The organism is Streptomyces sp. NPDC022910 (assembly GCF_055561075.1).
This window is the reverse complement of record NZ_JBVHHL010000011.1, coordinates 61,676-87,084: the sequence shown is the minus strand read 5'-3', so window position 1 is coordinate 87,084 and position 25,409 is coordinate 61,676. Positions and strand designations below refer to the sequence as shown.

Here is a 25,409-nt window from a genome sequence, read left to right as displayed (position 1 = left end):
GACCATGTCCGAGTACTCAGAGCGTGACGTCCAGCGCGCAGTCACCGATCTGGAGGGCAAGTCCGCGACCGCTGCCCGCATCTTCGACCTGCGCCGCATCATCGGCGGCCTGTTCGTGATCTACGGCGTCATCGTCATGATCGCGGGCTTCACGGCCTCCGACGCTGCCATCCGCAAGGCCCAGGGCGTCAACATCAACCTGTGGACCGGCCTGGGCATGCTGCTGCTCGGCCTGTTCTTCCTCATCTGGCTGAAGCTGCGGCCGATGGCTCCGCTGCCTGTGGAGAGCCCGCCGGAGGAGAGGCCGTCCGAGTAACGCCGGTACGGACAGGCGCCGGGGTCCGCTTCACGGGACCCCGGCGGCTCCGCCGGGGCGTCGGCGGCGCACCACCACGGGAAGGCCCGTACGTGGGCAGCGGGGACATTCCCCCCGTGAAGGGCGCAGGGAACCGCCCGCGCGACGACCGCCGGCAGCGCCCGGCTACTCCGGCGCCGTGTCCGTACGGGGCGGCGAGTCCGTACGGGACGCATGAAGCGGGCCCGCGCGGTCCAGCAGACCCGTGCGGGCCGCGAGGGCGGCAGCCTCCAGGCGGGAGCCCACGCCGAGTTTCATCAGGACCCGCTGGACATGGGTGCGGGCCGTGGACGAGGCGATGCCCATACCGGCCGCGATCAGCCGCGTGTCCTCGCCGTCGGCGACCCGCACCAGGACCTCCACCTCGCGCGGAGTGAGCATCTGCAGCAGGCGCTGCCCCTCGTCGTCCGGCTGTGCCGCCGGATTGAGCAGCTCACTGAAGGCGCCCTGCAGCAGTTGCGGCGCCACCGCCGCCTCACCCGCCCGCGCCTTCATGATCGCCCGCTCGACGCCCTCGATGCGCTCGTCGTGCCGTACGTAGCCCGAGGCACCGGCGGCGAACGCCGCCGCTATACCGCGTGGGTTCGGGACCGGCCCGAGGACCAGCACCGCCACCTGAGGACGCTCCCGCTTGATCCGCACCACCGGGTCGAAGACTCCCGGCTCGGCCGGTGTCGCCGTGCCCAGCAGGCACACCTCGGGTGCCCTGGTGATCACCAGTTCCGCCGCGCCCGCGGTGGGCGCCGCCGCGGCGAGCACCCGGTGCCCCCGCAGCTTCAGCGCCGAGGCCAGCGCCTCGGCGAGCAATCGGTGGTCGTCGACCACCATGAGCCGCACTCCCATCGAGCAACCCCCCAGTTCCCCCCATGGATGCCCACTATGGATGCCCACTGGCCCGCACGCACAGAGCCCCCGGCCGCACCCCCGGCCCTTCATGCCCCCGGAAGCTACACGCTTGTTCGACGTTGCGCTTCCCCTACCGGTGAGAAGCGCCCCGGATTACCGAAATCCCGCCCATTCGCGCCTGATGAGGCGTACGCGAAAGACCCCGCCCCTGAACAGGGGCGAGGCCTGCACCGTGCGCGCCGTACACGCTACTTCGCGCCGAATCCGAGCGCGGTGTACGACTTCTGGTCCGACGAGTACGGCTTGCTCACCAGATCCTTGCCGAAGAACAGCCGGCCGTCGGTGTAGAGCAGTTCCGACGTCTTGGGGACCATGCTGCTGATCGCGTCGAGCACCTCCTGGGAGGCCGGCGTCTCCAGCAGCTCGGTCTGCTTCATGGTCGTGCCGTCGACCGAGACCACCTGGGCGCCCTTGTCGTACGGGCCCTTCTTGTACGCGAGCAGGTTTCCGCCGTCCATACGGATCGGGAAGATGTCGTAGTCGTCGCCTGCGTCGGCCTTGTCGCCGGTGGTGTTCCCGGTGGCCAGCGAGAATGCGACGATCTCGTTGGTACTGGCGCCCTGGGCCGTGCCGTCGTGCTCCTTCGTCGGCACGTACAGCTTGTCGTTGCCGACCGTGATCGCGTGGCAGCCGTGGACCTTGCCGACGCCACACGCGTGCTCGTACTTGCCGTCCGCCAGCGTGATCTTGGTGCGCAGCTTGCCGGTGTCGTCCAGCGAGAAGACGTCCGTGGCGCCGGACGCGGTGACTTCACCGGAGTCCACGCCGAACACGACGGGCTCGGTGGAGATCACCTTGGCGTTGTCGATGCCCTTGGGGAGCTTGTAGGTCCACTTCACGGCGCCCGACTTCGGCTCGAGGAGCTGCACCTCGTACGACTCGTTGCCGTAGTCGCCGCACTTGCGCACCGCGACGAGCCGCTCGCCGCCCGCGTAGCCGACGTCCGTGCAGGAGCCGGTCTTGGGCTGCCACAGCACCTTGCCGGTGGTCACGTCGAAGGCGGCGCCGCCGTAGTAGCCCGCGCCGACCGCGACCGTACTGCCGCTGATCGAGACCTCGCCGAACGCGACCGGAGTGTCACCGGTCTTGACCGACTTGGTCCACAGCTTTCTGCCAGTGGCGATCTCGAACGCCGTGACGTCGCTGCACTGCTTGTGGTCCCTCGCGCTGGTCCGCTTGCCCGACTCGCTGACCACCGCGGCGATGCCGGAGGAGGTGATCTCGGGCGAGCCCGCGCAGGTCTGGCCGTTCAACGGCAGCGTCCACTTGGTCGCGCCGGTGTCCGGGTCATAGCCGACGATCTTGTTGATGCCGGCCTTGGCGTAGACGGAGCCGGTGAGCCAGGAGCCGGTGACGCTGTCGATCTCCTGCTTGTCCTTGATCTCCGGCGCGGGCAGCTGGAAGAGGACCTTGGCACTGGTGTCGGCCGGCGCCTTCTCCTTCGCACCGCCGCCCGAGCCGCCCTTGTCCCCCTGGCCGCCGCTGCCGCCGCCGGTGCCGGACGCGGAGTTCTTGCCCTTGTCGCCGCCGGACGACTTCGCGTACCAGACCCCGCCGCCCACGATCAGCGCGATGGCCGCGACCGCCGCGACGATGATCCACACCTGGGCACCCGGTCCCTTGCGGCCGCCACCCTGGGGGGCCTGCGGTTGCAGGGGGACGGTCGGTGCCTGCGGATAGCCGTAGCCGGGCTGCGGGTTCGGGTAGCCGTATCCGGGCTGCTGCGGGTAGCCGTACGGCTGCTGCGGCGGGGTCTGCGGGTAGCCGTAAACCGGGCCCTGTGCGGGCGGCGGGGGTGTCTGCGGCGCACCGAAACCACCCGGCGGCGGGTCCTGCGGCGCACCGAAACCACCCGGCGGCGGGTCCTGCGGCGCACCGAAACCACCCGGCGGCGGGTCCTGCGGCGCACCGAAGCCGCCTGGCGGCGGCTGGTTCGGGGGTGGGGGCGGCTGGCTCATGACGTGAGTACCTCGGGGAACGGTTCAGTGGTGAGCAGGGACGGAGGAGCCGGCAGCCGGGTCACTTGCCGTAGGCCAGCATCAGCTTCTCCTTCGACTGGTTGTTGCCGCTCAGCCGCGTGGTGGAGAGGTAGAAGCGCCCGTCCACGTAGTCGATCGCCTTGGAGTAGAAGCCGCTCTCGACCTGCGCGGCGCCCGAAGGGTTCTGCAGCAGCTTGGTCGTGCCGTGGCTGCCGTCGCCGGTTGCGACGGAGACCACCTGGCCGCCCGCGTCGTACGACGGTTCGACGTACGCGATCAGGTTCGTGCCGTCCGTCTTCAACGGGAGCATCGACTCGTCCGCAGGGGACTTCACCCGCCACTTCTCCTTGCCGGTGTCGAGGCTGATCGCGACGATCTCGTTCGGGCCGCTCTTCGCCTCGGTCGGCAGGTACAGGGTGTTCGCGTCGACCACCGCGCCCGTGCAGCCCTGCAGGCCACGGCCGAGGATGGCCCAGCCGCACTCGGGCGCGAAGGACTCGTTGACGTCGACCTGGGAACGCACCGAACCGTCGCTCTTCAGCGCGGAGATGTTCCACTGCTTCTTGTCCTCGTTGGTGAGGTAGAGGACGACCGGGTCGACGGAGTAGGCGTGCGCGACCCTCCAGCCCTTGGGGATCTTCCTCGTCCACTTGGCCTTGCCGGTCGCGGGATCGAGCTCCTGCACCTCGTCGTGTTCATTCGAACCGCCGGCGCCGCAGGAGGCGACGGAGACCAGCTTCGCGCCGCCGGCGAACGCGGTCGGGAAGCAGGTCCCGCTGTACACCTTCTTGTCCCACAGCTTCTTGCCGGTGCCGACGTCGTACGCGGTGCCGGACTGCGAGCGGCCCACCACCAGGGTCCTGCCGGTGAGGGTGAGGCCGATGCCGAGTGTGCTGTCGAAGAGGGCACCGTCGGCGACCTGTGTGCTCCAGCCCTTCTCGCCGGTGCCGAGGTCGATCTCCTGGAGCTGGTTGCACTTGGCGTTGTCGCTGACGCCGCTCATGTAGGCCACGACGATCTTGTCGTCGGCCGTCTTGTGCGGGGTGACCGCGCAGATCTTCTGCGGGAAGGAGATCGGGTTCCACGTGGGGTCGCCATTGCCCACGTCGTAGGCGAAGACCTGCTTGTACGCGGCCTTCACCGCCGTCTTGCCGGTGATCCACATACCGAGGGCGTCGGCGCCGGAACCGGGCGCGTCGGGCGCCTCCTTGTACCAGAGGACCTTCGCCTCGCCCGCCTTGCGGCCCTGATTGAGGTTCTCGCGGTCCGTGCCACCGTCGCCGCTGCCGTCACCGGGGTTGACCGGGGCGGAGGCCCCCGCGGACGGTGTGGCGTTCTGGTTCTTGTCGGCCGTGGGCTTCTTGCTCCCGCCGCCGTCGCCGCTGACCGCGTACACGGTGCCGCCTATGACGAGCAGCGCGGCGACCGCGGCGCCCACGGCCAGCGCGGGCCTGCCCTTGAAGGGGTTCCTGGAGCCGCCGCCGGGCGGCGGTGTGGGGGCGCCGGGGAACAGGGGCGGCTGCTGCGGATAGCCGAAGCCGGGCTGGGGCGTGGCGTAAGGGCCGGGCTGCTGCGGATAACCGTAGCCGGGCTGCTGGTACGGGCCCGGCTGCTGGTACGGACCGGGCTGCTGGGGCTGGGCATAGGGGCCGGGCTGCACGGGATAGCCGTACCCCGGCTGCGGCGGGGCGGGGGGCCGGGTGGGCGGCGGAGGCGTGGCCTGCCGCGGGTCCTGCGGTACTCCGAAGCCGCCCTGCGGCGGCGGGTCCTGCGGTACTCCGAAGCCGCCCTGCGGCGGCGGGTCCTGCGGTACTCCGAAGCCGCCCTGCGGCGGCGGGTCCTGCGGTGCTCCGAAGCCGCCCTGCGGCGGCGGGTCCTGCGGTGCTCCGAAGCCGCCCTGCGGCGGCTGATCGGGCGGCTGAGTCATCAGCGCGTTCCCCCTCTTGACTGATGTGTCCCCACACCCGTGGTGCCCGTTTTTCCCCCACGCCGGTGGTGCTCAGACTGGTCTCGGCGGCCCTTTCTACCACTGTGAGGCTCATGAACACGGGGCCGGTCCTGCCCCTGTTCCCAAGGGAGGACCGGCCCGTGATGCCCTCGTTACGCGCCTTCACGGACCCTTCACCCCATGCGCGCGCCGCACGCCGAACGCCTAGGCGTCGTCCGCGAGTTCCAGCCAGCGCAGCTCCAGTTCCTCTCGCTCGCCGACGAGTTCGCGCAGCTCGGCGTCCAGCCCGGCCACCTTCTCGAAGTCGGTTGCGTTGTCGGCGATTTGCTGGTGGAGCTTGGTCTCCCGCTCGGAGACCTTGTCCAACTGCCGCTCGATCCGCTGGAGTTCCTTCTTGGCGGCGCGGGTGTCGGCGGCGGAGACGGCGGGCTTCCGGTCGACGGGTGCCGGGATGGCGGCCGCGGCGGCGGCCTCCTCCATGCGGTGGCGCCTCTCCAGGTACTCGTCGATACCGCGGGGCAGCATCCGCAGCGTGGCGTCACCGAGGAGGGCGTACACCTTGTCCGTGGTCCGCTCGACGAAGAACCGGTCGTGCGAGATCACGATCATCGAGCCGGGCCAGCCGTCGAGGACGTCCTCGAGCTGGGTGAGGGTCTCGATGTCGAGGTCGTTGGTGGGCTCGTCGAGGAAGAGCACGTTCGGCTCGTCCATGAGCAGGCGCAGCAGCTGGAGCCGCCGCCGCTCACCGCCGGAGAGGTCCCCGAGGGGCGTCCACTGCTTCTCCTTGTTGAAGCCGAAGGTCTCGCACAGCTGGCTGGCGGTCATCTCGCGCCCCTTGCCGAGGTCGACCCGCTCCCGCACGCGCTGCACGGCCTCCAGGACCCGCCAGGTGGGGTCGAGCTCCACGACCTCCTGCGACAGATAGGCGAGCTTGACCGTCTTGCCGACGGCGATCCGGCCCCCGACAGGCTGTCGCTCCCCCTCGCTGCGCGCGGCGTCGGCCATGGCACGCAGCAGGGAGGTCTTGCCCGCGCCGTTCACCCCGACGAGGCCGATACGGTCGCCGGGGCCGAGCTGCCAGGTGACGTGCTTGAGCAGCACCTTGGGTCCGGCCTGCACGGTGACGTCCTCGAGGTCGAAGACGGTCTTCCCGAGCCGGGAGCTGGCGAACTTCATCAGCTCGCTGCTGTCCCGGGGCGGCGGCACGTCCTGGATCAGCTCGTTGGCGGCCTCGACTCGGAAACGGGGCTTGGAGGTGCGGGCGGGTGCGCCGCGCCGCAGCCAGGCCAGCTCCTTCCTGACCAGATTCTGCCGCTTGGCCTCCTCGGAGGCGGCGATGCGCTCGCGCTCGGCACGGGCGAACACGTAGTCGGAGTAGCCGCCCTCGTACTCGTAGACCGTGCCCCGCTGCACGTCCCACATCCGTGTGCACACCTGGTCGAGGAACCACCGGTCGTGCGTGACGCACACGAGCGCGGAGCGGCGCCCCCGCAGATGCTGGGCGAGCCAGGCGATGCCCTCGACGTCCAGGTGGTTGGTGGGCTCGTCGAGGACGATCAGGTCCTGTTCGGCGATGAGCAGCTTGGCCAGCGCGATCCGGCGCCGCTCGCCACCGGACAGCGGCCCGATGACGGTGTCGAGTCCCTGCGGGAAGCCGGGCAGGTCGAGCCCGCCGAACAGCCCGGTGAGCACGTCACGGATCTTGGCGTTGCCCGCCCACTCGTGGTCGGCCATGTCCCGGATGACCTCGTGGCGGACGGTGGCGGCCGGGTCGAGGGAGTCGTGCTGGGTGAGCACGCCGATGTGCAGCCCGCCCGAGTGGGTGACCCGGCCGGTGTCCGCCTCCTCCAGCTTGGCGAGCATCCGGATCAGGGTGGTCTTGCCGTCGCCGTTGCGCCCGACGACCCCGATCCGGTCCCCTTCGGACACACCGAGCGAGACGCCGTCCAGCAGGGCGCGGGTGCCGTACACCTTGCTGACGTTCTCGACATTGACCAGGTTGACGGCCATTTCACTCCTGCTCGCGGGGGTCGGTCAGCCTTCAAGCGTAGGGCCTGCGGGGGAGGTGGCGGCGCGCGAGGGGATCGTCACTCTTTGTGGTGACGTGATCAGTGATCGACGGCTACGGTGGGAATGCAGGCCGCAGGATCCCGCCCATGGGAGGAACCATGATTGCCGAGTCCACCGAGCAGCCTCGCTGGCCGATGCCGCCGATGGACGGTTACACGGTGGACGACCTGTTCACGCTGCCGGATCTCCCGCCGCACACCGAGCTGATCGACGGGAGCCTGGTCTTCGTGAGTCCGCAGCGCTATTTCCACTTCTCAGCGATCGACCTGCTGGTGAGCGGCTTGCGCAGCACCCTGCCGCCCGACCTGAGGGTCGCTCGCGAGATGACTGTCGTGCTGGACGAACGCAACGGGCCCGAGCCGGACATCTCCGTTGTCAAGGCGAGTGCCAAAACAGGGCCGACGCAGACCCACTTCAAGGGTACGGACGTCCTGCTGGCCGTCGAGGTCATCTCTCCGGAGTCCGAGTCACGCGACCGCCACACCAAGCCGCACAAGTACGCCGCAGCGGGCATTGGCCATTTCTGGCTGGTCGAGATGACCGGTCCGGACAGCCGCCCCGTCGTACAGGTCTACGAGCTGGCCCAGACCACCCATACGTACGCCTTGACCGGAATTCACCACGATCACCTCAAAGTCGACGTGCCCTACTCCATCGACATCGACCTGACCGCCATCGACAACCTCTGAGCCCCGGTCGCCGTCAGGCGGGGGTACCGCGGCCCCGCCCCGCCCGCTCCACCAGCAGCCACAGGGCGCTCGTACTCAACTGAGGACTGAGTACGTGGACTTGGCCGACTGCGAGCAGTGGTGTCAGATCACGGTCGCCCCCGGCGCCGGGGACACGGCCACCCGCGCCGACCCGCACGTACCGGACGCCGTCAGCGCCTGAGCGATCTTCTGCGCACCGGACGCGTCCTGTGCGAGAAACGCCGTCGTGGGCCCCGACCCCGACACCAGCGCCGCCAGTGCTCCGGCCGCCCGCCCCGCGGCCAGCGTGTCCGCCAGCTCCGGGAACAAGGACAGCGCGGCCGGCTGAAGGTCGTTGGAGACCGCCGCCGCGAGCGCCCCGGCGTCTCCCTTCGCAAGGGCGTCGAGCAGGTCCTGCGAGGCGACGGGTTCGGGGATCCGCACCCCTTCGTTCAGCCGGTCGAACTCCCGGAACACCGCCGGAGTCGACAACCCCCGGCCGGCCATCGCGAACACCCAGTGGAAGGTCCCGCCGACCTCCAGCGGCGTGAGCTTCTCGCCCCGCCCGGTGCCCAGCGCCGCCCCGCCCACCAGGCTGAACGGCACATCGCTGCCCAACTCGGCGCAGATGTCGAGGAGTTCCTCGCGCGAGGCACGCGTACCCCACAGCGCGTCGCACGCCACCAGCGCCCCGGCCCCGTCCGCGCTGCCGCCCGCCATGCCGCCGGCGACAGGAATGTCCTTGGCGATGTGGAGGTGCACAGTCGCCTCGAGCCCGTGGCGCCCGGCGAGGGTCAGCGCCGCCCGAGCCGCCAGGTTCGTACGGTCGAGCGGCACCTGCGCGACGTCCGGCCCCGAGCAGGTGACGCGCAGTTCGTCGGCCGGGGTCACCGTGATCTCGTCGTACAGGCCGACGGCCAAAAAGACGTTCGCCAGGTCGTGGAAGCCGTCGGGGCGGACCCCGCCCACGGCGAGCTGCACATTGACCTTGGCGGGTACGCGTACGGTCACGCTCACTGCTGGGCCTGCTCCTCGTTCTCGGTGACGCGGTTCTCGGTGACGCGGTTCTCGGTGACGCGGTTCTCGGTGACGCGGTTGTCGGGGGCGCGGTTCACTGGGACGCGGTGCTCGGCGATGCGGGCGAACTCCTCCACCGTCAGGGACTCACCGCGCGCCTGCGGCGAGATCCCGGCGGCGACGAGCGCGGCCTCGGCCGCGGCGGCCGACCCCGCCCACCCGGCGAGGGCGGCCCGCAGAGTCTTGCGCCGCTGTGCGAACGCGGCGTCCACCACGGCGAACACCTCCGTCTTCGAGGCGGAGGTCTTGATCGGCTCGGCCCGCCGGACCAGCGAGACGAGCCCGCTGTCGACGTTGGGCGCGGGCCAGAAGACATTGCGCCCGATGGCCCCGGCGCGCCTGACGTCGGCGTACCAGTTGGCCTTCACGGACGGCACCCCGTACACCTTCGAGCCGGGCGCGGCGGCCAGCCGGTCGGCGACCTCGGACTGCACCATCACCAGCGTCCGCTCGATGCCCGGGAAGGTGTCGAGCATGTGGAGGAGAACGGGCACCGCGACGTTGTAGGGCAGGTTCGCGACGAGCGCGGTGGGCGCGGGACCCGGCAGCTCCCTCACGTGCAGGGCATCGGAGTGCACCAGCGCGAACCGTCCGGCGCGCTCGGGCATGCGCGCGGCGATGGTCGCGGGCAGCGCCGCCGCCAGGACGTCGTCGATCTCGACGGCGGTGACGTGCCCGGCGACCTCCAGCAGCGCCAGCGTCAGCGATCCGAGCCCGGGCCCCACCTCCACGACGACGTCGTCGGGCCGCACGTCGGCGGTGCGCACGATGCGCCGCACGGTGTTGGCGTCGATGACGAAGTTCTGGCCGCGCTGCTTGGTGGGGCGTACGCCGAGGGCGGCCGCCAGCTCACGGACGTCGGCGGGGCCCAGGAGGGCGTCGGGGGTGGGGCTGCTCACGGACCAAGGGTACGGGGCGGCACGACACGGCCGTACATGCGTGGCCGCGGGCAGCCGGGCCTCCCCCGGTGCCTGGACGGCCCGGGGGACCCGCAGACGGCACCCGTCCCCGAGGACGGCGGCGGCGACCGCACCGCACCGCACCGCACGCTCACCGGTACAGCCGCGACCCGCAGTGCGGCCAGGGGCTTGTGCCCTGGCGCACGTACAGCTTCTTCGCGCGGTAGGTCTGCTCCGCCGTGGGGGCGTCCTGCGGCCGGCCGGAGCCGCCGAGGCTGCGCCAGGTGCGCCTGTCGAACTGGTAGAGGCCGCCGTAGGTGCCGGACGGGTCGACCGCGCGTGGCCGGCCGCCGGACTCGCAGGCCGCGAGGCCGCGCCAGTTCAGGCCTTCCGCGCCGTTCACGGAGTCCGGGTGCGGCTTGGTGCCCACCCGGACCAGCTGGGCCTTCGGCTCCTGCACCACCTCGGCCGCGAGCCGCCTCGGCTTCTGCTTGACGCCGTTGACGGTGCGCAGGGCGTAGGTCACCCGGCGCGTGCCCGGCTGTCCGGCGCGCGCCACGATCTGCGAGCCCTTGAACAGGGTCGGGTCGTGGGTGCGCCGCACGCCGAACGGGATCGGCTCCTCCCGGAACTCCTTCGAGCCCTTCACCCGCAGCACGGTCACCGTCTGCCCGTCGCGCGGGAAGCTCCCCGGTGTCACGGAGGTCGTGTCCTGCCCGCGCAGGGTGACGCCGGCCTGCTCGACGGCCTCGCGGACGGTGGCCGCGTTCGTCCGGATGGTGCGCGCCCACCCGTCCGCCATGACCGTCACGGTGCGCTCGGTGCGGACGTCCAGTACGAGCCCCTCGCGGCCGATCTTCCGGGAGCGTGAGGTCGATACGTACGCGCCCTCGGGGCGTACCCCCAGCTGTTGGAGCGCGTCGTCCACGGTGTGCGCCGTCGTCCACATCGGGCGCCGGTGCCCGTCGATGGTGAGGAACAGGGGGCGTCCGTAGTGCACCGCGACCTCGTCGCCGCTGGCGAGCGGCGTCCCGGGCGTGGGGGTGACGACGTCGTGCTCCCCCACGGCGACACCCTCCCGGGCGAGCAGTTCGCCCACGTCGTCGGCGAAGGTGTGCAGCGCGCGCGGCCTGCCGTCCACGGTGAGCTCGATCGCCTTGTCGTTGGCGACGAAGGCGGTGGTTCCGCCCGCGAGGAAGGCGACGACCAGCGCCTGGGGGAGGAGACGGCGCACGGACTCGGGTCCCGCGCCGCCCTTCCTGCGCCGCGCGGCGTGGCGCGCCTGGGCGCGGCCCCCGGTGCGCCCGGCGCCCTCCGTCTCCGGGCGCGGCATCGGTTCCGTTATCTCCCCGGCACGCACCACGCGGGCCCGCGCCTCGTAGGCGGGCCGGTACGTGTCCGGGTACGACCGAACGTGCGGCTCATGGTCCTCGTACGCCGGCGTCGGGTCGTACGTCCTGTAAGGCGAGTACTGCCGTTTGCTCACGACGACACGCTCCAGAGAGGATCCGAAACGGGAGACCAGAACCTAGCGCCTGGTCGTCACTCTCCAAAGCAACGCCGTCACTCGGTGTGGCGACACGATCCCGCGCCGGAACCCTGGGCACCGGGAGCGGCGTCCGGCCACCGACGACGCCGTGAGCGTGATCGGTCAGTAACCGAAGGCACGCGCCGTGTTCAGCGCCAGGGCTGCCGCCAGCACGTCCTCCTCGACCCCCTTCACCGCGGCCATCGCGCGGACCGTGACCGGAATGAGATAAGGCGCGTTGGGCCGACCACGGTACGGCGCGGGTGTCAGGAAGGGAGCGTCGGTCTCCACCAGGACGAGATCGAGGGGCGCCACGGCGAGCGCGTCGCGCAGCGGCTGCGCGTTCTTGAAGGTGACGTTGCCGGCGAACGACATGAAGTACCCGGCACGCGCGCAGACCTCGGCCATCGCAGCGTCACCCGAATAGCAGTGGAAGACCGTCCGCTCGGGCGCGCCCTCCTCCTCGAGGATGCGCAGCACGTCGGCGTGGGCGTCTCGGTCGTGGATGACGAGCGCCTTGCCGTGCCGCTTGGCGATCTCGATGTGCGCTCGGAAGGACCGCTCCTGGGCGGCCTTGCCCTCGGGCCCTGTGCGGAAGTAGTCGAGCCCCGTCTCACCGACGCCCTTGACGTACTCAAGAGCGGCGAGGCGGTCGATCTCGGCGAGCGCGTCGTCGAGGGCCGCGTCGCCACCCGGCTCGCGCGCCCCCTGCCGGGACCAGCCTCCCCCAGCCCCGGGGGGCTGGGAGGTGCCCCCAGGATCGCCGTGGACGATCCGTGGGGCCTCGTTCGGGTGCAGCGCCACGGCCGCGTGCACGGAGTCGTACGCCGCGGCCGTCTCGGCGGCCCAGCGCGAGCCCTTCACGTCGCAGCCGACCTGTACGACCGTGGTCACCCCGACGGACGCGGCCTTGGCGAGGCCCTCCTCCACCGTGCCGGACTGCATGTCGAGATGGGTGTGCGAGTCGGCGACGGGCACGCCGAGGGGCTCGGGCAGTGGCGGCGGCGCGTTCTTGTCGGACGCTTGGGAAGGCATGCCCCGATCCTACGAAAGGGGCACGCCGTCCCTCGTACGGAGGACCCGTCATCCGGCCTTGCGGTGCAGGAACGGGTGGAGCAGGTCCGAGAGGTGCCAGTGGTGGTGTTCCTCGGACCCGGCCGCCTTCGGCGGCTCATCGAGAGTCTCCGCGGTGGTCTGCGGCGCCGCGCCGTGGTGCGGGTGCATGGAGTTCTGCACGGAGGACACCTGGCCGGGGCGCATGATGCGCACCACATGGCTGTCGCAGTTCACGCAGCTGGGCCGGCTCAGCGGCGACGGCACGACGCGGCCGCCCGCGACGTACATCACGAACTCGTTGCCGTCTCCGTCGAGGTGGTGCTCTATCTCGTACGACTGCTCCCAGCCGTGCCCGCATCGCATACAGGCAAACGAGTAGGACTCGTGTACGACGGCGGTCGCCGCGCCTCGCTCGGACTGCCCGGTGACGGGACCGGCCGCTGCGACCTGGCCGGTCTGCCCTGCGATCTCACTCATGCCAGCTCCTCTTGTCCGCTGGACAAGCGCCCCGGTGGGGCGGGGTTCCCCCTGAATCCCGCGGGGTCCCACTGTGGGCGAGGGACGGGTGCGTCCCTTCACCCAGTGGACGCCCACAGCGGCGCGAAGGCACCAAGGCCTGTCGAGTGTTGGAGGCGATTTGGATTCTGCTTGCCAAACCCACCCGATCGCACCGTCTCGGCTTTGCCTTCCACGACAGCCCTTTGCCCGGCCATGGGGCGCCTGCTCATGGGAGATGCGCCCTGCTCAGCGGCGGTGCGAGCCCGTCGCGCCCCGTCGCGGGCCGGGTGCGCCCCGCAGCCGCCCCCCTGGGCGTGCGGGCCCCGCGCACCGGCAGCGGCACCGGGCGGCCGCGCTCAGCCTTTCGCGGCGGCGTTCTTCGCGGCCACCACCGCGTCGAAGACCTCCCGCTTCGGCAGGCCCGCCGCCGCGGCCACCGCGGCGATGGCCTCTTTGCGGCGCTCCCCGGCCTCCTCGCGCACCCGTACCCGGCGCACCAGCTCGGCCGCGTCCAGCTCCTCGGGGGCCTGCTCGCCCGCGCCCTCCACGACGACGGTGATCTCGCCCCGTACCCCCTCGGCCGCCCACTCCGCCAGCTCGCCCAGCGGACCGCGCCTGACCTCCTCGTACGTCTTGGTCAGCTCACGGCAGACGGCCGCACGGCGCCCCGTGCCGAACACCTCGGCCATGGCGGCGAGCGTCGCCTGAAGCCGGTGCGGGGCCTCGAAGTAGACGAGGGTGCGCCGCTCCTCGGCGACCTCGCGCAACCGCGACAGCCGCTCGCCCGCCTTGCGGGGCAGGAAGCCCTCGAAGCAGAACCGGTCGACGGGCAGCCCGGACAGCGCGAGCGCGGTGAGCACGGCGGAGGGGCCGGGCACGGCCGTGACCCGGACGTCCTTCTCGACGGCGGCGGCGACGAGCCGGTAGCCGGGGTCGGACACGGACGGCATCCCCGCGTCGGTCACCAGCAGCACGCGCGCCCCGCCCACCAGTGCCTCGACCAGCTCGGGCGTCCGGGCGGACTCGTTGCCCTCGAAGTACGACACAACACGCCCGGCCGGCTGCACGCCCAGCGCCTGGGTGAGCCGGCGCAGCCGTCGCGTGTCCTCGGCGGCGATCACGTCGGCGGTGGTCAGCTCCTGCGCGAGCCGCGGCGGCGCGTCCTCGATGTCCCCGATGGGAGTGCCGGCGAGGACCAGGGTTCCGGGCGTTACTGTCACCTTTCCATCCTCCCAGGCACCGCTCGTACCCGATCGGGTAGGACCCAAGCGCGGGACTCACACAGACGTGTTCCCTACGATGGCGCGGTGACCAGTACCGCGTCCTCCACGGACACCCGGCAGGGCCAGGCCACCGAAGAGCAGCGGCCGTCGTGGCAGCAGCGGCTGCGCCGTTTCGGACACACGGAGCGCCCGAGAGGCGACGTCCGCGACCGGCTCGTGCCGCCGTACAGCGAGCCCAGTCCCCGCATCTGGGCGGCGTTCGGCCTGCGCAAGGAGGTCGCCGACCGCATCACGCGCTGGTCGGGGTGGGGCGGCCCGCTGCTCGTGACGCTGATGGCCGGGCTGATGCGGTTCTGGAACCTGGGCAGCCCCAGGGCGGTGATATTCGACGAGACGTACTACGCCAAGGACGCCTGGGCGCTCGTCCACAACGGGTACGAGGCGAACTGGGCGAAGGACGCCAACGACCTGATCCTCAAGAACCACGGCCACGTGGCGATCCCGACGGATCCCTCCTACGTGGTGCATCCGCCGGTCGGCAAGTACGTCATCGGGCTCGGCGAGCTGATCTTCGGATTCGATCCGTTCGGCTGGCGCTTCATGACGGCGCTGCTCGGCACGCTGGCGGTGCTGCTGCTGTGCCGCATCGGCCGCCGTCTGTTCCGGTCGACCTTCCTGGGCTGTCTGGCCGGCGCCTTGATGGCGGTGGACGGGCTGCAGTTCGTGATGAGCCGTACCTCGCTGCTGGACGGCGTCCTGGAGTTCTTCGTGCTGGCGGCCTTCGGCTGTCTGCTCATCGACCGGGACAAGGCGCGCGCGAGACTGGCTGCGGCACTCCCGGCGGACGCGGACGGCCGGGTGCGACCCGACCCGTACGCCGCCGAGACGACCCGCTTCGGCCGGCGGCCGTGGCGCTGGATGGCGGGCCTGATGCTCGGTCTCGCCATCGGCACCAAGTGGAACGGGCTCTACATCCTGGCGGCCTTCTGCGTGATGGCCCTCCTGTGGGATGTGGGCGCGCGCCGGATCGCGGGCGACCGCCGTCCCTATGTGACGGTCCTCAAGCGCGACACGGGCATCACGTTCCTGGCGACGGTCCCGGTGGCACTTGTCGTGTACCTCATCTCCTGGACCGGCTGGATCCTCTCCCCCGCCAACGGCTCCGGCGGCTACTTCCGCAACTGGGCGGCCACCGACGGCAAGGGTGGCAACTGGACCTTCCTGCCCGACTGGCTGCGCAGCCTGTGGCACTACGAGCACGAGGTCTACCTGTTCCATGTCGGCCTGTCGTCCCCGCACACGTACCAGTCGAACCCCTGGAGCTGGCTCGTGGTGGGCCGCCCGGTCTCGTACTTCTACGAGTCCCCGTCCCCCGGCCAGGCCGGCTGCCCCCCGGACGCGGGCGACAAGTGCGCCCGCGAGGTGCTGGCGATCGGCACCCCCCTGCTGTGGTGGGCGGCCTGCTTCGCGATCCTGTACGTCCTGTGGCGCTGGGCGTTCCGCCGCGACTGGCGGGCGGGCGCGATCGCCTGCGGCATCGCGGCCGGCTATCTGCCCTGGTTCATGTACCAGGAGCGGACGATCTTCTACTTCTACGCGGTCGTCTTCGTCCCCTTCCTGTGCCTGGCGGTCGCGATGATGATCGGCGCCGTCCTCGGCCCACCCGGCTCGGACGAACGCCGCCGGGTGGTGGGAGCGGCGGGCGCGGGCGTCCTGGTCCTGCTGATCGCCTGGAACTTCATCTACTTCTGGCCCCTGTACACGGGAACCGCGATCCCGATCGACCAGTGGCGGTCGCGGATGTGGCTGGACACCTGGGTCTAGCTGGGCAGACAGACCACGAGGGCGCGGCAGACTGCCGCGCCCTCGTGGTCGTTGGCGGTCGTTAGCGGTTGCTGCCGACCGCCCGCGGACGGCCGAAGGCCGTCCGGCGGCCCCTTGGTCGTGGAGCAACTCAAGTGGCGAGCGGCGGCACGCGCGGGCGCTCGGCGCTGGGGCGGGACGGTCAGTACCGGGCGCCGACGGGGGCCGGGACGGCGTCGAGGTCGGCGAGGTCGACCGGAGACAGCGGAACGTTTGCGGCGCTTGCGTTGTCGGCGAGGTATTGCGGAGTCCGAGGGGTATCACGACCGACGCCATAGCCGGCCGACCCGTCGACTATTCGGGTCGGCGCGCCGTGGTGGCCCGATCGGTGTGGTGCGCCGTGGTGCGGAATCGGGTGCTCCTGCTGGAGGCGGGGGCCGCCGAGGGACCGGAGTCCATCGCGGACCCCTGGAAGAAGGGGTCACGACGGTTCCCGACCTCCGACGTTCACGAATGTGACTGGATACGAGGGTTCAGGTCACACCTCTGATCACTCTTCGGTCAACAAACAACCACAGCCCTCACAACCACCCCTCAGGCCGTCTACAGTTCGAGATCTACGGGGAGGGGCGACGCGTCATGCGCAAGGGGGTCAAGGCCGCCATAGTCGGCGGGGTGTTCGCGGTCATGGTGGGGGGCGCCGGGTACGGCGCGTTCAACGTCGTGAGCGCGCTCGACGGGAGCACGGGGAGCAACTCCGACGGGCCCGCACCGGTGAAGACCGGGCCGCCGTCCGCGAGCGAGGTGAAGGAGGCGAGCGCGAAGTTCCTCGCCGCCTGGGAGAAGGGCGACGCGGCCACCGCCGCCTCGTACACGAACAGCGCCGAGGCCGCGGAGCAGTTGCTGACCGCGTACGGCACGAGCGCGCACATCACCAAGGTGCACATCACTCCGGGCGCGCGCAGCGGGGACTCGGTGCCGTTCTCCGTGAAGGCGACGGTGTCCTACGACGGGAAGTCCAAACCGCTGGACTACGACAGCAGGTTGACGGTCGTGCGCGGAGTGACCACCGGGCGCGCGCTGGTCGACTGGCAACCGTCGGTCGTCCATCCCGCCCTCCAGAAGGGCGACACGCTCGTCACCGGTGAGGCCAAGGTCCCGCCGATCGAGGCTGTGGACCGCAACGGCACGGTGCTGACCGGGGAGAAGTACCCGTCCCTCAGCCCGATCCTGGACGCGCTGCGCGAGAAGTACGGAGACGAGGCCGGCGGAAGGCCGGGCATCGAGCTCTCCGTCGAGCGCGCCGACCAGACCACACCCGGCAAGACACTGCTGACTCTGGCCAAAGGCACCCCGGGCAGACTCCACACCACGCTCAGCGCCTCCGCGCAGGCCGCGGCCGAACGGGCCGTGCAGCAGTACGCGGAGTCGTCGGTCGTGGCGGTCAAGCCGAGCACGGGTGAGGTGCTCGCGGTCGCCAACCACCGCAAGGACGAGTTCAACGCGGCCTTCGAGGGACGGCTGGCGCCGGGCTCCACGATGAAGATCATCAGCGCGGCGACGCTCATCGACAACGGCATCACAGCGATGAACGGCCCGGCCCCCTGCCCCGACACGGCCGTCTGGCAGAGCCAGACCTTCCACAACCTCACGGGCCTCGTCCCCAACGAGAAGGCCACGCTCGCCAACAGCTTCATGCGGTCGTGCAACACGGCGTTCGTGAAGTACGCGGACGAGGTGAAGGTCGACTCGCTCACCCGTGAGGCCGAAGACCGCTTCGGCCTCGGGCAGAACAACTGGAAGACCGGCATCGTGTCCTTCGACGGCTCGGTGCCCGCCTCCGGCGGCCCGGACACCGCGGCCAATCTGATCGGCCAGGGCCAGGTCCAGATGAGCCCGCTGAACATGGCGTCGGTGACGGCCACCGCGATCACAGGCGCGTTCCGGCAGCCGTACCTCGTCTCGCCAAAGCTCGACCACCGCCAACTGGCCGACGCCAAGGGCCTGTCCGCCGGCACCGTCGCCCAACTGAAGGCGATGATGCGGCTGACGGCGACCCAGGGCACGGCCGCGCATGTCATGGCGGGGCTCGGAGGGGACATCGGGGCGAAGACGGGGTCCGCGGAGGTCGACGGACAGACGAAGTCCAACAGCTGGTTCACCGGCTACCGGGGCGACATCGCGGCGGCGGCCATGACCCAGGAGGGCGGGCACGGCGGCGACGCGGCCGGTCCTATCGTCGCAGCTGTGCTACGAACGGGCGGCTGAAGTCACCCGTGTCACCCCGGGACTCTAGTGTGGTTGCTCTCGTTGAGGAGCGTGAGGGCACCGGGGGCCTGGGGACTGCGGAGGATCGGGAGCTGTGGGCAAGAGAAGGCGCGTCACCGAACGCAAGAAGGGCCGGCCGCTGGTGATCGGAGGGCTGATCGCCCTCGTCGGCGTGGCCGGGGCGGTCGGCGCCTACAGCCTGCTGGGCGGCGGCGCGGCGGCCGACGACGGCAAGGCGATCACGGGCGCTCTCAAGCCCGCGAAGACCGGCCCGCCGTCCGCGTCCGAGGTCCGCACGACGGCCACAGCGTTCCTCACGGCCTGGCAGCAGGGCAACGTGGCGAAGGCGGCGGCCGCCACGGACGACTCGGCGGCGGCGACGCAGCTCCTGACGGGCTACAGCAAGGACGCGCACATCACGGGCGTGACGCTGACCCGCGGCACACCGTCGGGGACTTCGGTGCCGTTCTCCGTCAAAGCGACGGTGTCGTACCAGGGCAAGAGCGAGCCACTGGCGTACCAGTCGAAGCTGACGGTGGTGCGCCGGGCCCACGACGGTGCGCCGCTGGTGCGTTGGCAGCCGTCGGTGGTGCACCCCGACCTGACCGACGGTGACCGCCTGGTGACCGGCGAGGCCGGTACGCCCCCGATCAAGGCCGTGGACCGGGACGGCGGAGCACTGACGACCGCCAAGTATCCGTCCCTCGGCACGGTGCTTGACGGCCTGCGCGAGAAGTACGGCAAGAAGGCCGGCGGCAAGGCGGGCATCGAGCTGCGCATCGTGCGCAAGGCGGCCTCGAAGGGCACCCAGAAGACGCCCGACAAGACGCTGGTGACGCTGAGCGAGGGCACACCGGGCACGGTGAGGACCACGCTGAGCCCGACGCTCCAGGCGAAGGCGGAGCAGGAGGTGACGACCAAGGACAAGGCGTCCGTGGTCGTCATGCGCCCCTCGACGGGCGAGATCCTGGCGGTGGCGAACTCCAGCCATGGCTTCAACGTGGCGTTCCAGGGCTCCCTCGCGCCCGGTTCGACGATGAAGATCGTGACGTCGACGCTCCTGTTCGAGAAGAACCTCGCGTCGGCCGACAAGGCGCATCCCTGCCCCAAGTACGTGACGTACGGCGGCTGGAAGTTCCAGAACGACAACAAGTTCGAGATCAAGAACGGCACGTTCAAGGCGAGCTTCGCGGCGTCCTGCAACACCGCCTTCATCAGCCAGGCCCAGAAGCTGCAGAACGAGGACCTCACCAAGGTCGCCCAGCAGATCTACGGCCTGAGCATGAACAACTGGGCCATCGGCGTCCCGTCCTTCGACGGCTCGGTCCCGGTGCAGAGCGCGGCCCAGATGGCGGCTTCCCTGATCGGCCAGGGCGGCGTGCGCATGAACCCGCTGAACATGGCCTCCGTGGTCTCGACGGCCAAGACGGGCGTCTTCCATCAGCCCTACCTGGTCTCGCCGTCGGTGGACGACCGCACGCTGCCGAAGGCGACGCGCACGATGTCGGCGTCGACACAGGCCCAGCTGAAGGAGGTCCTCCAGTACACGGCCGCGGCGGGTACGGCCGCCAAGGCGATGGCAGGCCTGGGCCCGGACGACGGCGCGAAGACCGGTTCGGCGGAGGTCGACGGCCAGCAGCAGCCCAATGGCTGGTTCACGGCCTGGAAGGGCGACCTGGCCGCTGCGGGCGTGGTCCAGGCGGGCGGGCACGGCGGTGACTCGGCGGGGCCGATCGTGGCGGCGTTGCTGCGCGCGGGAAGCTGACCCGGCGGCGCATCGCGGGCCCGTCGCCACGGGCCCGCACCCCTGTCGGCCACGCGCCTCGGCTAGGACACCGGCCGCCCCACCGTCGCGCCCGCCGTGTACGTCCGCCGCAGGAAGCGCAGCAGCGCCTTCGACTCGAGCTGCACCACCTCGACCCCCTGCTTCGAATGGAACTCCATCACCGCCTGGACCCGGCCGCACGGCCAGATGCTGACGTCGCCCTTGCTCGCGGGGGCGCGCAGGCCCCTTTCCAGGAGGTCTCGGGAGAAGGCCCACTCGTGCGGGCCGGGCAGACCGATACGGACGGAGCGCGGATCGGCGTCGGGGTCGTAGCGCAGGACTATGGGGACGGCGTCCGGAGCTTCCGGGGAGTCCGTGACGACATGAGCTCGTGCGTACTGTTCCACAACGGACATCGGACTACTCCTCACGCTGCGTCACCCAAGCGATAGGTGAATCCGCTACTTCTCTAATGTCTCATAAGCGGACAAATGCGGCGCCTGGTGCTCACGTGAGACACTCACACCTTCCCGGCTCTTGCAAAGCGTTCGCAATAACTTTGTATCCTCGAACGGTGCATGTGCCCGACGGATTCATCAACGCCCCCACCTCCGCCGCGACCGGCGTCATCGCCGCGGGTGCCCTGGCCGTCAGCCTCAAGGGTGCCCGGCGTGAACTCGACGAACGCACCGCGCCGCTCGCCGGCCTGGTGGCCGCGTTCATCTTCGCCGTACAGATGCTGAACTTCCCGGTCGCCGCCGGCACCAGCGGACATCTGCTCGGCGGGGCGCTGGCCGCCATCCTCGTCGGCCCCTTCACCGGGGTGCTGTGCGTGTCCGTCGTGCTGCTCATGCAGGGCATCCTCTTCGCCGACGGCGGCCTCACCGCCCTCGGCGTCAACATCACCGACATGGCGATCGTGACGACCGTCGTCGCCTACGCCGTCTTCCGCGGACTGGTCAGGGTCCTGCCGCGCGGCCGCCGCTCCGTCACCGTCGCGTCCTTCCTGGCTGCGCTGGTCTCCGTCCCGGCCGCCGCCGTCGCCTTCACCCTGATCTACGCGGTCGGCGGCACCACCGACGTCTCGATCGGCAAGGTCGCCACCGCGATGATCGGCGTCCACGTCCTCATCGGCCTCGGCGAGGCCACCATCACCACCCTCACCGTCGGCGCCGTGATCGCCGTACGCCCGGATCTCGTGTACGGCGCCCGGGGCCTGCAGCAGCGTCTGAAGCTGCGGGTCGGCGGCGAGCTGGTCGACGCGCCCGCCGCCGAGCCCGTGCCCGCAACGGCCCGGTCCCGCCGCCGGCTGTGGATCACCGGCCTCGTCACGTCCCTCGTTCTCGCGGGCTTCGTCAGCTTCTACGCCTCCGCCAGCCCGGACGGCCTGGAGAAGGTCGCCACCGACCAGGGCATCGACAGCAAGGCCCATAAGCACGCGGCCGCCGACTCCCCGCTCGCCGACTACGGTGTCAAGGACGTCGACAACGCCCGTCTCTCCGGCGGTCTCGCGGGCGTGATCGGCGTCGGTGTGACCGTCGTCGCGGGCAGCACGGTCTTCTGGGCCGTCCGCAGGCGCCGTGCGCACGACACCTCCCCGGTCGCCTGATGGGTGCGGGCCACACACACCGGCTGTACCGCCACGGGCACTCCCCCGTGCACGCCCTGCCGCCGCACACCAAGCTCGCCGCCACCTTCGCCTTCGTGGTCGTCGTGGTGTCGACGCCGCGCGAGGCGATGTGGGCGTTCGCGCTGTACGCCGCGCTCCTCGGCGTGGTCGCGCGCCTGGCCCGCATACCGGCCGGTTTCCTCCTCAAGCGCCTGCTGATCGAGGTCCCCTTCGTCGCCTTCGCCGTCCTCATGCCGTTCGTGGCGGAGGGCCAGCGCGTCGACGTCCTCGGTCTTTCACTGAGCGTCGGCGGGCTGTGGGGCGCCTGGAACGTGCTCGCCAAGGGCACCCTCGGCGTCGCTGCCTCCGTCCTGCTCGCGTCCACCACCGAGCTGCGCGAGCTGCTGCTCGGGCTGCAACGCCTCAAGCTCCCGCCCCTCCTCGTCCAGATCGCGTCGTTCATGATCCGCTACGGGGACGTCATCACCGACGAGATGCGGCGGATGCGGATCGCCCGGGAGTCGCGAGGCTTCGAGGCACGGGGCATCCGCCATTGGGGTGTGCTCGCGAAGTCCGCGGGCGCGCTCTTCATCCGCTCCTACGAGCGCGGCGAGCGTGTGCACCTGGCCATGGTGAGTCGCGGCTACTCCGGTTCGATGCCGGTCATCGACGAGGTGACCGCGTCCCGCGCGCAGTGGTCGTACGCCCTCGCCCTGCCCTTCGCCGCCCTCGTCGTCTGCCTGCTGGGATGGACCCTGTGACACCTTCGCTGGAAGTGGCCGGACTGGCCTTCGCGTATCCGGACGGGCATCAGGCCCTGTTCGGCGTCGACTTCACCGTCGCGCGCGGCGAGCGCGTCGCGCTGCTCGGGCCGAACGGCGCCGGGAAGACGACCCTCGTGCTCCATCTCAACGGCATCCTGACCGGCGGCGCGGGAACGGTGAAGGTCGCCGGGCTGCCCGTCGGCAAGCGGCACATGGCCGAGATCCGGCGCAGGGTCGGCATCGTCTTCCAGGACCCGGACGACCAGCTCTTCATGCCCACGGTCCGTGAGGACGTGGCCTTCGGGCCGGCGGCGGCCGGTCTGAAGGGCACCGAACTGGAGGACCGCGTCGACCGTGCCCTCGCGCAGGTCGGCATGGCGGACTTCAAGGACCGCCCACCGCACCACCTCTCCTTCGGCCAGCGCCGCCGGGTGGCGGTGGCGACCGTCCTGGCCATGGAGCCGGAGATCCTTGTCCTGGACGAGCCCTCGTCGAACCTCGACCCCGCGTCGCGGCGCGAACTCGCCGACATCCTGCGGTCGCTGGACGTCACGGTCCTCATGGTCACGCACGACCTGCCGTACGCACTGGAGCTGTGCCCGCGGTCGCTGATCCTCAGCGAGGGTGTCATCGCGGCGGACGGGAGGACGGGCGAACTGCTCGCCGACGACGCACTCATGCGCGCGCACCGTCTGGAGCTGCCATTCGGCTTCGATCCCCGATCCGTACCGGTCGGCATGGGCCGTCCGTGACACCGGCCGGGTTACCCACGGTTGCTACCTCCTGGTAACGACCCCATATACCGACGGGTACTTTGTGCGCCATGTAGTTGCGCACATTTGTGTTGCCTGCCATGTGTCCGTCCTGGGGAGGTCCTGCCGTGACCGAAGGTGCCGCTGTCGACACCCGTCCGACGAAGATCATGTATGTCGCAGAGGCCACCGCGCACGGCGGCCGTGAGGGATACGTCACCAGCCAGACGGCCATATCGGGCTGCGGGTGGCGATGCCGTCCGAGATGGGCGGCGACGGCAACGGCACCAACCCCGAGCAGCTCTTCGCGGCCGGCTACAGCTCCTGCTTCCACAACGCGCTCATCCTGGTCGGCAACCGCGGGCTACGACCTGACCGGCTCCACGGTCGCCGCGAAGGTCGGCATCGGCCCCAACAAGCAGCGCGGCTACGGCCTCGCGGTCGCCCTCAGCGTCTCGCTGCCCGTCCTCGACCAGGAGGTCGCGGCCGAGCTCGTGGACGCGGCCCACGAAGTCTGCCCGTACGCGAACGCCACGCGGGGGAACATCGACGTGACGGTCGTGCTGGGCTGAGGAATCGAAGGCGGGGCACCCGTGTTTCACTCACTGTCCTAGGCGATCCGTCGTAGGTGAGTGAAGGGAACACGGGCGTGGACGTGAACGGCACTGTGGCCGAGGGCTTCGAGCCGGTCAGGGAAGCGTTCGTGCGGAACTTCGAGACGCTGGGCGAGCGCGGGGCCGCGGTCGTCGTGTACCGCGACGGGCGCAAGGTCGTGGACCTGTGGGGCGGGACGCGCGACGTCGACGGGACCGAGCCCTGGGAGCGGGACACCGCGCACATCGTGCGCTCGGCGACCAAGGGCGTCGCCGCGGCCGTGCTGCTGATGCTGGCCGAGCGTGGGGAGCTGGACCTGGACGCCCCCGTCGGCCACTACTGGCCCGAGTTCAAGGCACAGGGCAAAGAGCGCGCCGTGGTGCGGCACGTGCTGGCGCACCGGGCCGGCGTACCCGCGCTCGACCGTCCGCTCACGCCCGCCGAGGCGGCGGACCCCGATCTCGCCGCCGCCGTGCTGGCCGCGCAGGCTCCCGCCTGGGAGCCCGGCACGGACCACGGCTACCATGCGCAGACGTACAGCTGGCTGACGGGCGAACTGGTGCGCCGGATCACCGGCCGCTCGATCGGCGAGTGGATCGCGACGGAGATCGCCGGGCCGCTGGGCCTCGACCTGTGGGTGGGGCTGCCTGAAGCCGAGGCGCACCGCGTGGGCCGGGTGGGTTCGGTCGAGGCGCCCGCGCAGGACGGCACGCCGCGCACCCGCCCCAAGCGCGCGGTCGCCGACGCCTACGCGAACCCCGACAGCCTCACCCGCCGCGCCTTCGCCGCGATCGCCCCGCTGCCCGACGAGAACGACCCCGCCTACCGCGCGGCGGTCCTCCCCGCGTCGAACGGCATCGCGACGGCCGACGGCCTCGGCCGCTTCTACGCGGCGCTGACCGGCGAGGTCGACGGCGTACGCCTGTTCGCACCACAGACGCTGGAACGCGCCCGCGCGGAGGCCTCGGCGGGCCCCGACCGCGTGCTGGTGGTCACCACCCGCTTCGGCCTCGGCTACATGCTCCACGGCAGCGCGTCCCCGCTCCTCGCTCCCGGCTCCTTCGGCCACCCGGGCCGCGGTGGCGCCCTCGGCTTCGCCGACCCCGAGTCCGGCATCGCCTTCGGCTACGTCACCAACGGTTTCCGCAAGAGCGTGACGGCGGACCCACGGGCGCAGGCGCTGGTGCGGGCGGTGCGTACGTCGTCGGCGTAGCCGCGACCACGGCAGGCAGCGTGATGCCTGTACGCGGCACCGCGTACAGGCATCACCGAAACGCACTCAGTGCGTCAGCGGGTGAGACGTCCTCCCCGACGCCTCGTCGATCTCCTCATGTGCCTTCGTGAGCAACTGCATGGCAAGGTCGTTGAGCGCACGCGCCCCCGCGATCTCCTCCCCGACACGGGGCTGATTCGCGTCGGAGTGGTGGCGGCTGGCGTACCCGTGGGACCGGACCTCGTTCCCGTCGGGAAGCCGTACGAGCGCCGCCGCCCGCGTCCGCTCATCGTCCTCCTGGAATTCGAGTTCCACATGCCATCCGACTGCGGTGTGCATCATCACGATCACCTCCGGAACCGCTGATTCCAGGGTGCTCCTCCTCGATCCCCGACGCACGGTGCGGGCACGGC

Annotated in this window: 21 protein-coding genes and 1 pseudogene; 10 read left to right on the top strand and 12 right to left on the bottom strand. The window is 70.9% G+C overall.

Annotation, left to right across the window (positions count from 1 at the left end):
* Positions 1 to 4: 4 nt before the first annotated feature.
* A complete protein-coding gene (locus ACZ3TS_RS13665; RefSeq protein WP_467617088.1) occupies positions 5 to 316 on the top strand; it encodes a hypothetical protein in 312 nt (103 codons plus the stop codon).
* Between the two features lie 165 nt (positions 317 to 481).
* Here ACZ3TS_RS13665 and ACZ3TS_RS13660 read toward each other — a convergent pair whose 3' ends face one another.
* The 4 genes from ACZ3TS_RS13660 to ACZ3TS_RS13645 form a co-directional block, all read right to left on the bottom strand.
* Positions 482 to 1,198 carry a helix-turn-helix transcriptional regulator gene (locus ACZ3TS_RS13660; RefSeq protein ID WP_467617087.1) on the bottom strand — a complete coding sequence of 239 codons (717 nt, stop codon included), beginning with the start codon at positions 1,196 to 1,198 and terminating at the stop codon, positions 482 to 484.
* A 251-nt stretch (positions 1,199 to 1,449) separates the two neighbouring features.
* Positions 1,450 to 3,219: an outer membrane protein assembly factor BamB family protein gene (locus tag ACZ3TS_RS13655; RefSeq protein WP_467617084.1), complete on the bottom strand. Its 1,770-nt coding sequence runs from the start codon at positions 3,217 to 3,219 to the stop codon at positions 1,450 to 1,452.
* A gap of 61 nt (positions 3,220 to 3,280) precedes the next feature.
* Positions 3,281 to 5,167, bottom strand: a complete 1,887-nt coding sequence (locus ACZ3TS_RS13650) for an outer membrane protein assembly factor BamB family protein (RefSeq protein ID WP_467617082.1) — start codon at positions 5,165 to 5,167, stop codon at positions 3,281 to 3,283.
* 225 nt (positions 5,168 to 5,392) lie between these two features.
* Positions 5,393 to 7,198, bottom strand: coding sequence for an ABC-F family ATP-binding cassette domain-containing protein (locus ACZ3TS_RS13645; RefSeq protein ID WP_467617081.1), 1,806 nt, complete (start codon positions 7,196 to 7,198; stop codon positions 5,393 to 5,395).
* A 158-nt stretch (positions 7,199 to 7,356) separates the two neighbouring features.
* Here ACZ3TS_RS13645 and ACZ3TS_RS13640 point away from each other — a divergent pair, with 158 nt between their 5' ends.
* A complete protein-coding gene (locus ACZ3TS_RS13640; RefSeq protein WP_467617298.1) occupies positions 7,357 to 7,947 on the top strand; it encodes a Uma2 family endonuclease in 591 nt (196 codons plus the stop codon).
* A 123-nt stretch (positions 7,948 to 8,070) separates the two neighbouring features.
* On the opposite strand, the gene ACZ3TS_RS13635 is transcribed toward ACZ3TS_RS13640, so the two are convergent.
* From ACZ3TS_RS13635 to rsmI, 6 genes are all read right to left on the bottom strand, one after another.
* Positions 8,071 to 8,964 (bottom strand): 4-(cytidine 5'-diphospho)-2-C-methyl-D-erythritol kinase, encoded by an 894-nt coding sequence (locus tag ACZ3TS_RS13635; RefSeq protein ID WP_467617079.1) that lies wholly within the window; start codon positions 8,962 to 8,964, stop codon positions 8,071 to 8,073.
* Positions 8,961 to 9,923: a 16S rRNA (adenine(1518)-N(6)/adenine(1519)-N(6))-dimethyltransferase RsmA gene (gene rsmA / locus ACZ3TS_RS13630; protein WP_467617077.1), complete on the bottom strand. Its 963-nt coding sequence runs from the start codon at positions 9,921 to 9,923 to the stop codon at positions 8,961 to 8,963. The genes ACZ3TS_RS13635 and rsmA overlap by 4 nt, the downstream gene beginning before the upstream one ends.
* 151 nt (positions 9,924 to 10,074) lie before the next feature.
* Positions 10,075 to 11,409 (bottom strand): ubiquitin-like domain-containing protein, encoded by a 1,335-nt coding sequence (locus ACZ3TS_RS13625; protein ID WP_467617075.1) that lies wholly within the window; start codon positions 11,407 to 11,409, stop codon positions 10,075 to 10,077.
* Positions 11,410 to 11,574: 165 nt separating this feature from the next.
* Complete coding sequence (locus ACZ3TS_RS13620; RefSeq protein ID WP_467617073.1) at positions 11,575 to 12,486, bottom strand: TatD family hydrolase; 912 nt, start codon at positions 12,484 to 12,486, stop codon at positions 11,575 to 11,577.
* A gap of 48 nt (positions 12,487 to 12,534) precedes the next feature.
* Positions 12,535 to 12,984, bottom strand: a complete 450-nt coding sequence (locus tag ACZ3TS_RS13615) for a hypothetical protein (protein ID WP_467617072.1) — start codon at positions 12,982 to 12,984, stop codon at positions 12,535 to 12,537.
* Between the two features lie 377 nt (positions 12,985 to 13,361).
* A complete protein-coding gene (rsmI, locus tag ACZ3TS_RS13610) occupies positions 13,362 to 14,225 on the bottom strand; it encodes a 16S rRNA (cytidine(1402)-2'-O)-methyltransferase (RefSeq protein WP_467617070.1) in 864 nt (287 codons plus the stop codon).
* An 87-nt stretch (positions 14,226 to 14,312) separates the two neighbouring features.
* Between rsmI and ACZ3TS_RS13605 the strand changes: the two genes are divergently transcribed.
* The 3 genes from ACZ3TS_RS13605 to ACZ3TS_RS13595 all read left to right on the top strand — a co-directional run bounded on the left by ACZ3TS_RS13605 (position 14,313) and on the right by ACZ3TS_RS13595 (position 20,064).
* Positions 14,313 to 16,052, top strand: a complete 1,740-nt coding sequence (locus ACZ3TS_RS13605) for a dolichyl-phosphate-mannose--protein mannosyltransferase (protein ID WP_467617067.1) — start codon at positions 14,313 to 14,315, stop codon at positions 16,050 to 16,052.
* 618 nt (positions 16,053 to 16,670) lie between these two features.
* The gene (locus ACZ3TS_RS13600) at positions 16,671 to 18,299 is read left to right on the top strand and encodes a penicillin-binding transpeptidase domain-containing protein (RefSeq protein WP_467617066.1); all 1,629 of its coding nucleotides are present in this window, start codon (positions 16,671 to 16,673) and stop codon (positions 18,297 to 18,299) included.
* Between the two features lie 94 nt (positions 18,300 to 18,393).
* Positions 18,394 to 20,064 (top strand): penicillin-binding transpeptidase domain-containing protein, encoded by a 1,671-nt coding sequence (locus ACZ3TS_RS13595; RefSeq protein ID WP_467617064.1) that lies wholly within the window; start codon positions 18,394 to 18,396, stop codon positions 20,062 to 20,064.
* A 62-nt stretch (positions 20,065 to 20,126) separates the two neighbouring features.
* Here ACZ3TS_RS13595 and ACZ3TS_RS13590 read toward each other — a convergent pair whose 3' ends face one another.
* A complete protein-coding gene (locus tag ACZ3TS_RS13590; RefSeq protein WP_467617062.1) occupies positions 20,127 to 20,480 on the bottom strand; it encodes an SsgA family sporulation/cell division regulator in 354 nt (117 codons plus the stop codon).
* Between the two features lie 158 nt (positions 20,481 to 20,638).
* On the opposite strand from ACZ3TS_RS13590, the gene ACZ3TS_RS13585 reads away from it, so the two are divergent.
* The 5 genes and pseudogenes from ACZ3TS_RS13585 (at position 20,639) to ACZ3TS_RS13565 (ending at position 24,996) form a co-directional block, all read left to right on the top strand.
* On the top strand, positions 20,639 to 21,673 hold the full coding sequence (locus ACZ3TS_RS13585) for an energy-coupling factor ABC transporter permease (protein WP_467617060.1): 1,035 nt from the start codon (positions 20,639 to 20,641) through the stop codon (positions 21,671 to 21,673).
* The gene (gene cbiQ, locus ACZ3TS_RS13580) at positions 21,673 to 22,434 is read left to right on the top strand and encodes a cobalt ECF transporter T component CbiQ (protein WP_467617058.1); all 762 of its coding nucleotides are present in this window, start codon (positions 21,673 to 21,675) and stop codon (positions 22,432 to 22,434) included. The genes ACZ3TS_RS13585 and cbiQ overlap by 1 nt, the downstream gene beginning before the upstream one ends.
* Positions 22,422 to 23,189 carry an energy-coupling factor ABC transporter ATP-binding protein gene (locus ACZ3TS_RS13575; protein ID WP_467617056.1) on the top strand — a complete coding sequence of 256 codons (768 nt, stop codon included), beginning with the start codon at positions 22,422 to 22,424 and terminating at the stop codon, positions 23,187 to 23,189. Before cbiQ ends, ACZ3TS_RS13575 begins: the two co-directional genes overlap by 13 nt.
* A gap of 128 nt (positions 23,190 to 23,317) precedes the next feature.
* Positions 23,318 to 23,761: pseudogene (locus ACZ3TS_RS13570) on the top strand (organic hydroperoxide resistance protein).
* A 77-nt stretch (positions 23,762 to 23,838) separates the two neighbouring features.
* On the top strand, positions 23,839 to 24,996 hold the full coding sequence (locus tag ACZ3TS_RS13565) for a serine hydrolase domain-containing protein (RefSeq protein ID WP_467617295.1): 1,158 nt from the start codon (positions 23,839 to 23,841) through the stop codon (positions 24,994 to 24,996).
* Between the two features lie 66 nt (positions 24,997 to 25,062).
* Here the strand turns inward: ACZ3TS_RS13565 and ACZ3TS_RS13560 are convergent, their stop codons facing one another.
* Positions 25,063 to 25,338, bottom strand: a complete 276-nt coding sequence (locus ACZ3TS_RS13560; RefSeq protein WP_467617053.1) for a DUF1876 domain-containing protein — start codon at positions 25,336 to 25,338, stop codon at positions 25,063 to 25,065.
* Between the last annotated feature and the right edge of the window lie 71 nt (positions 25,339 to 25,409).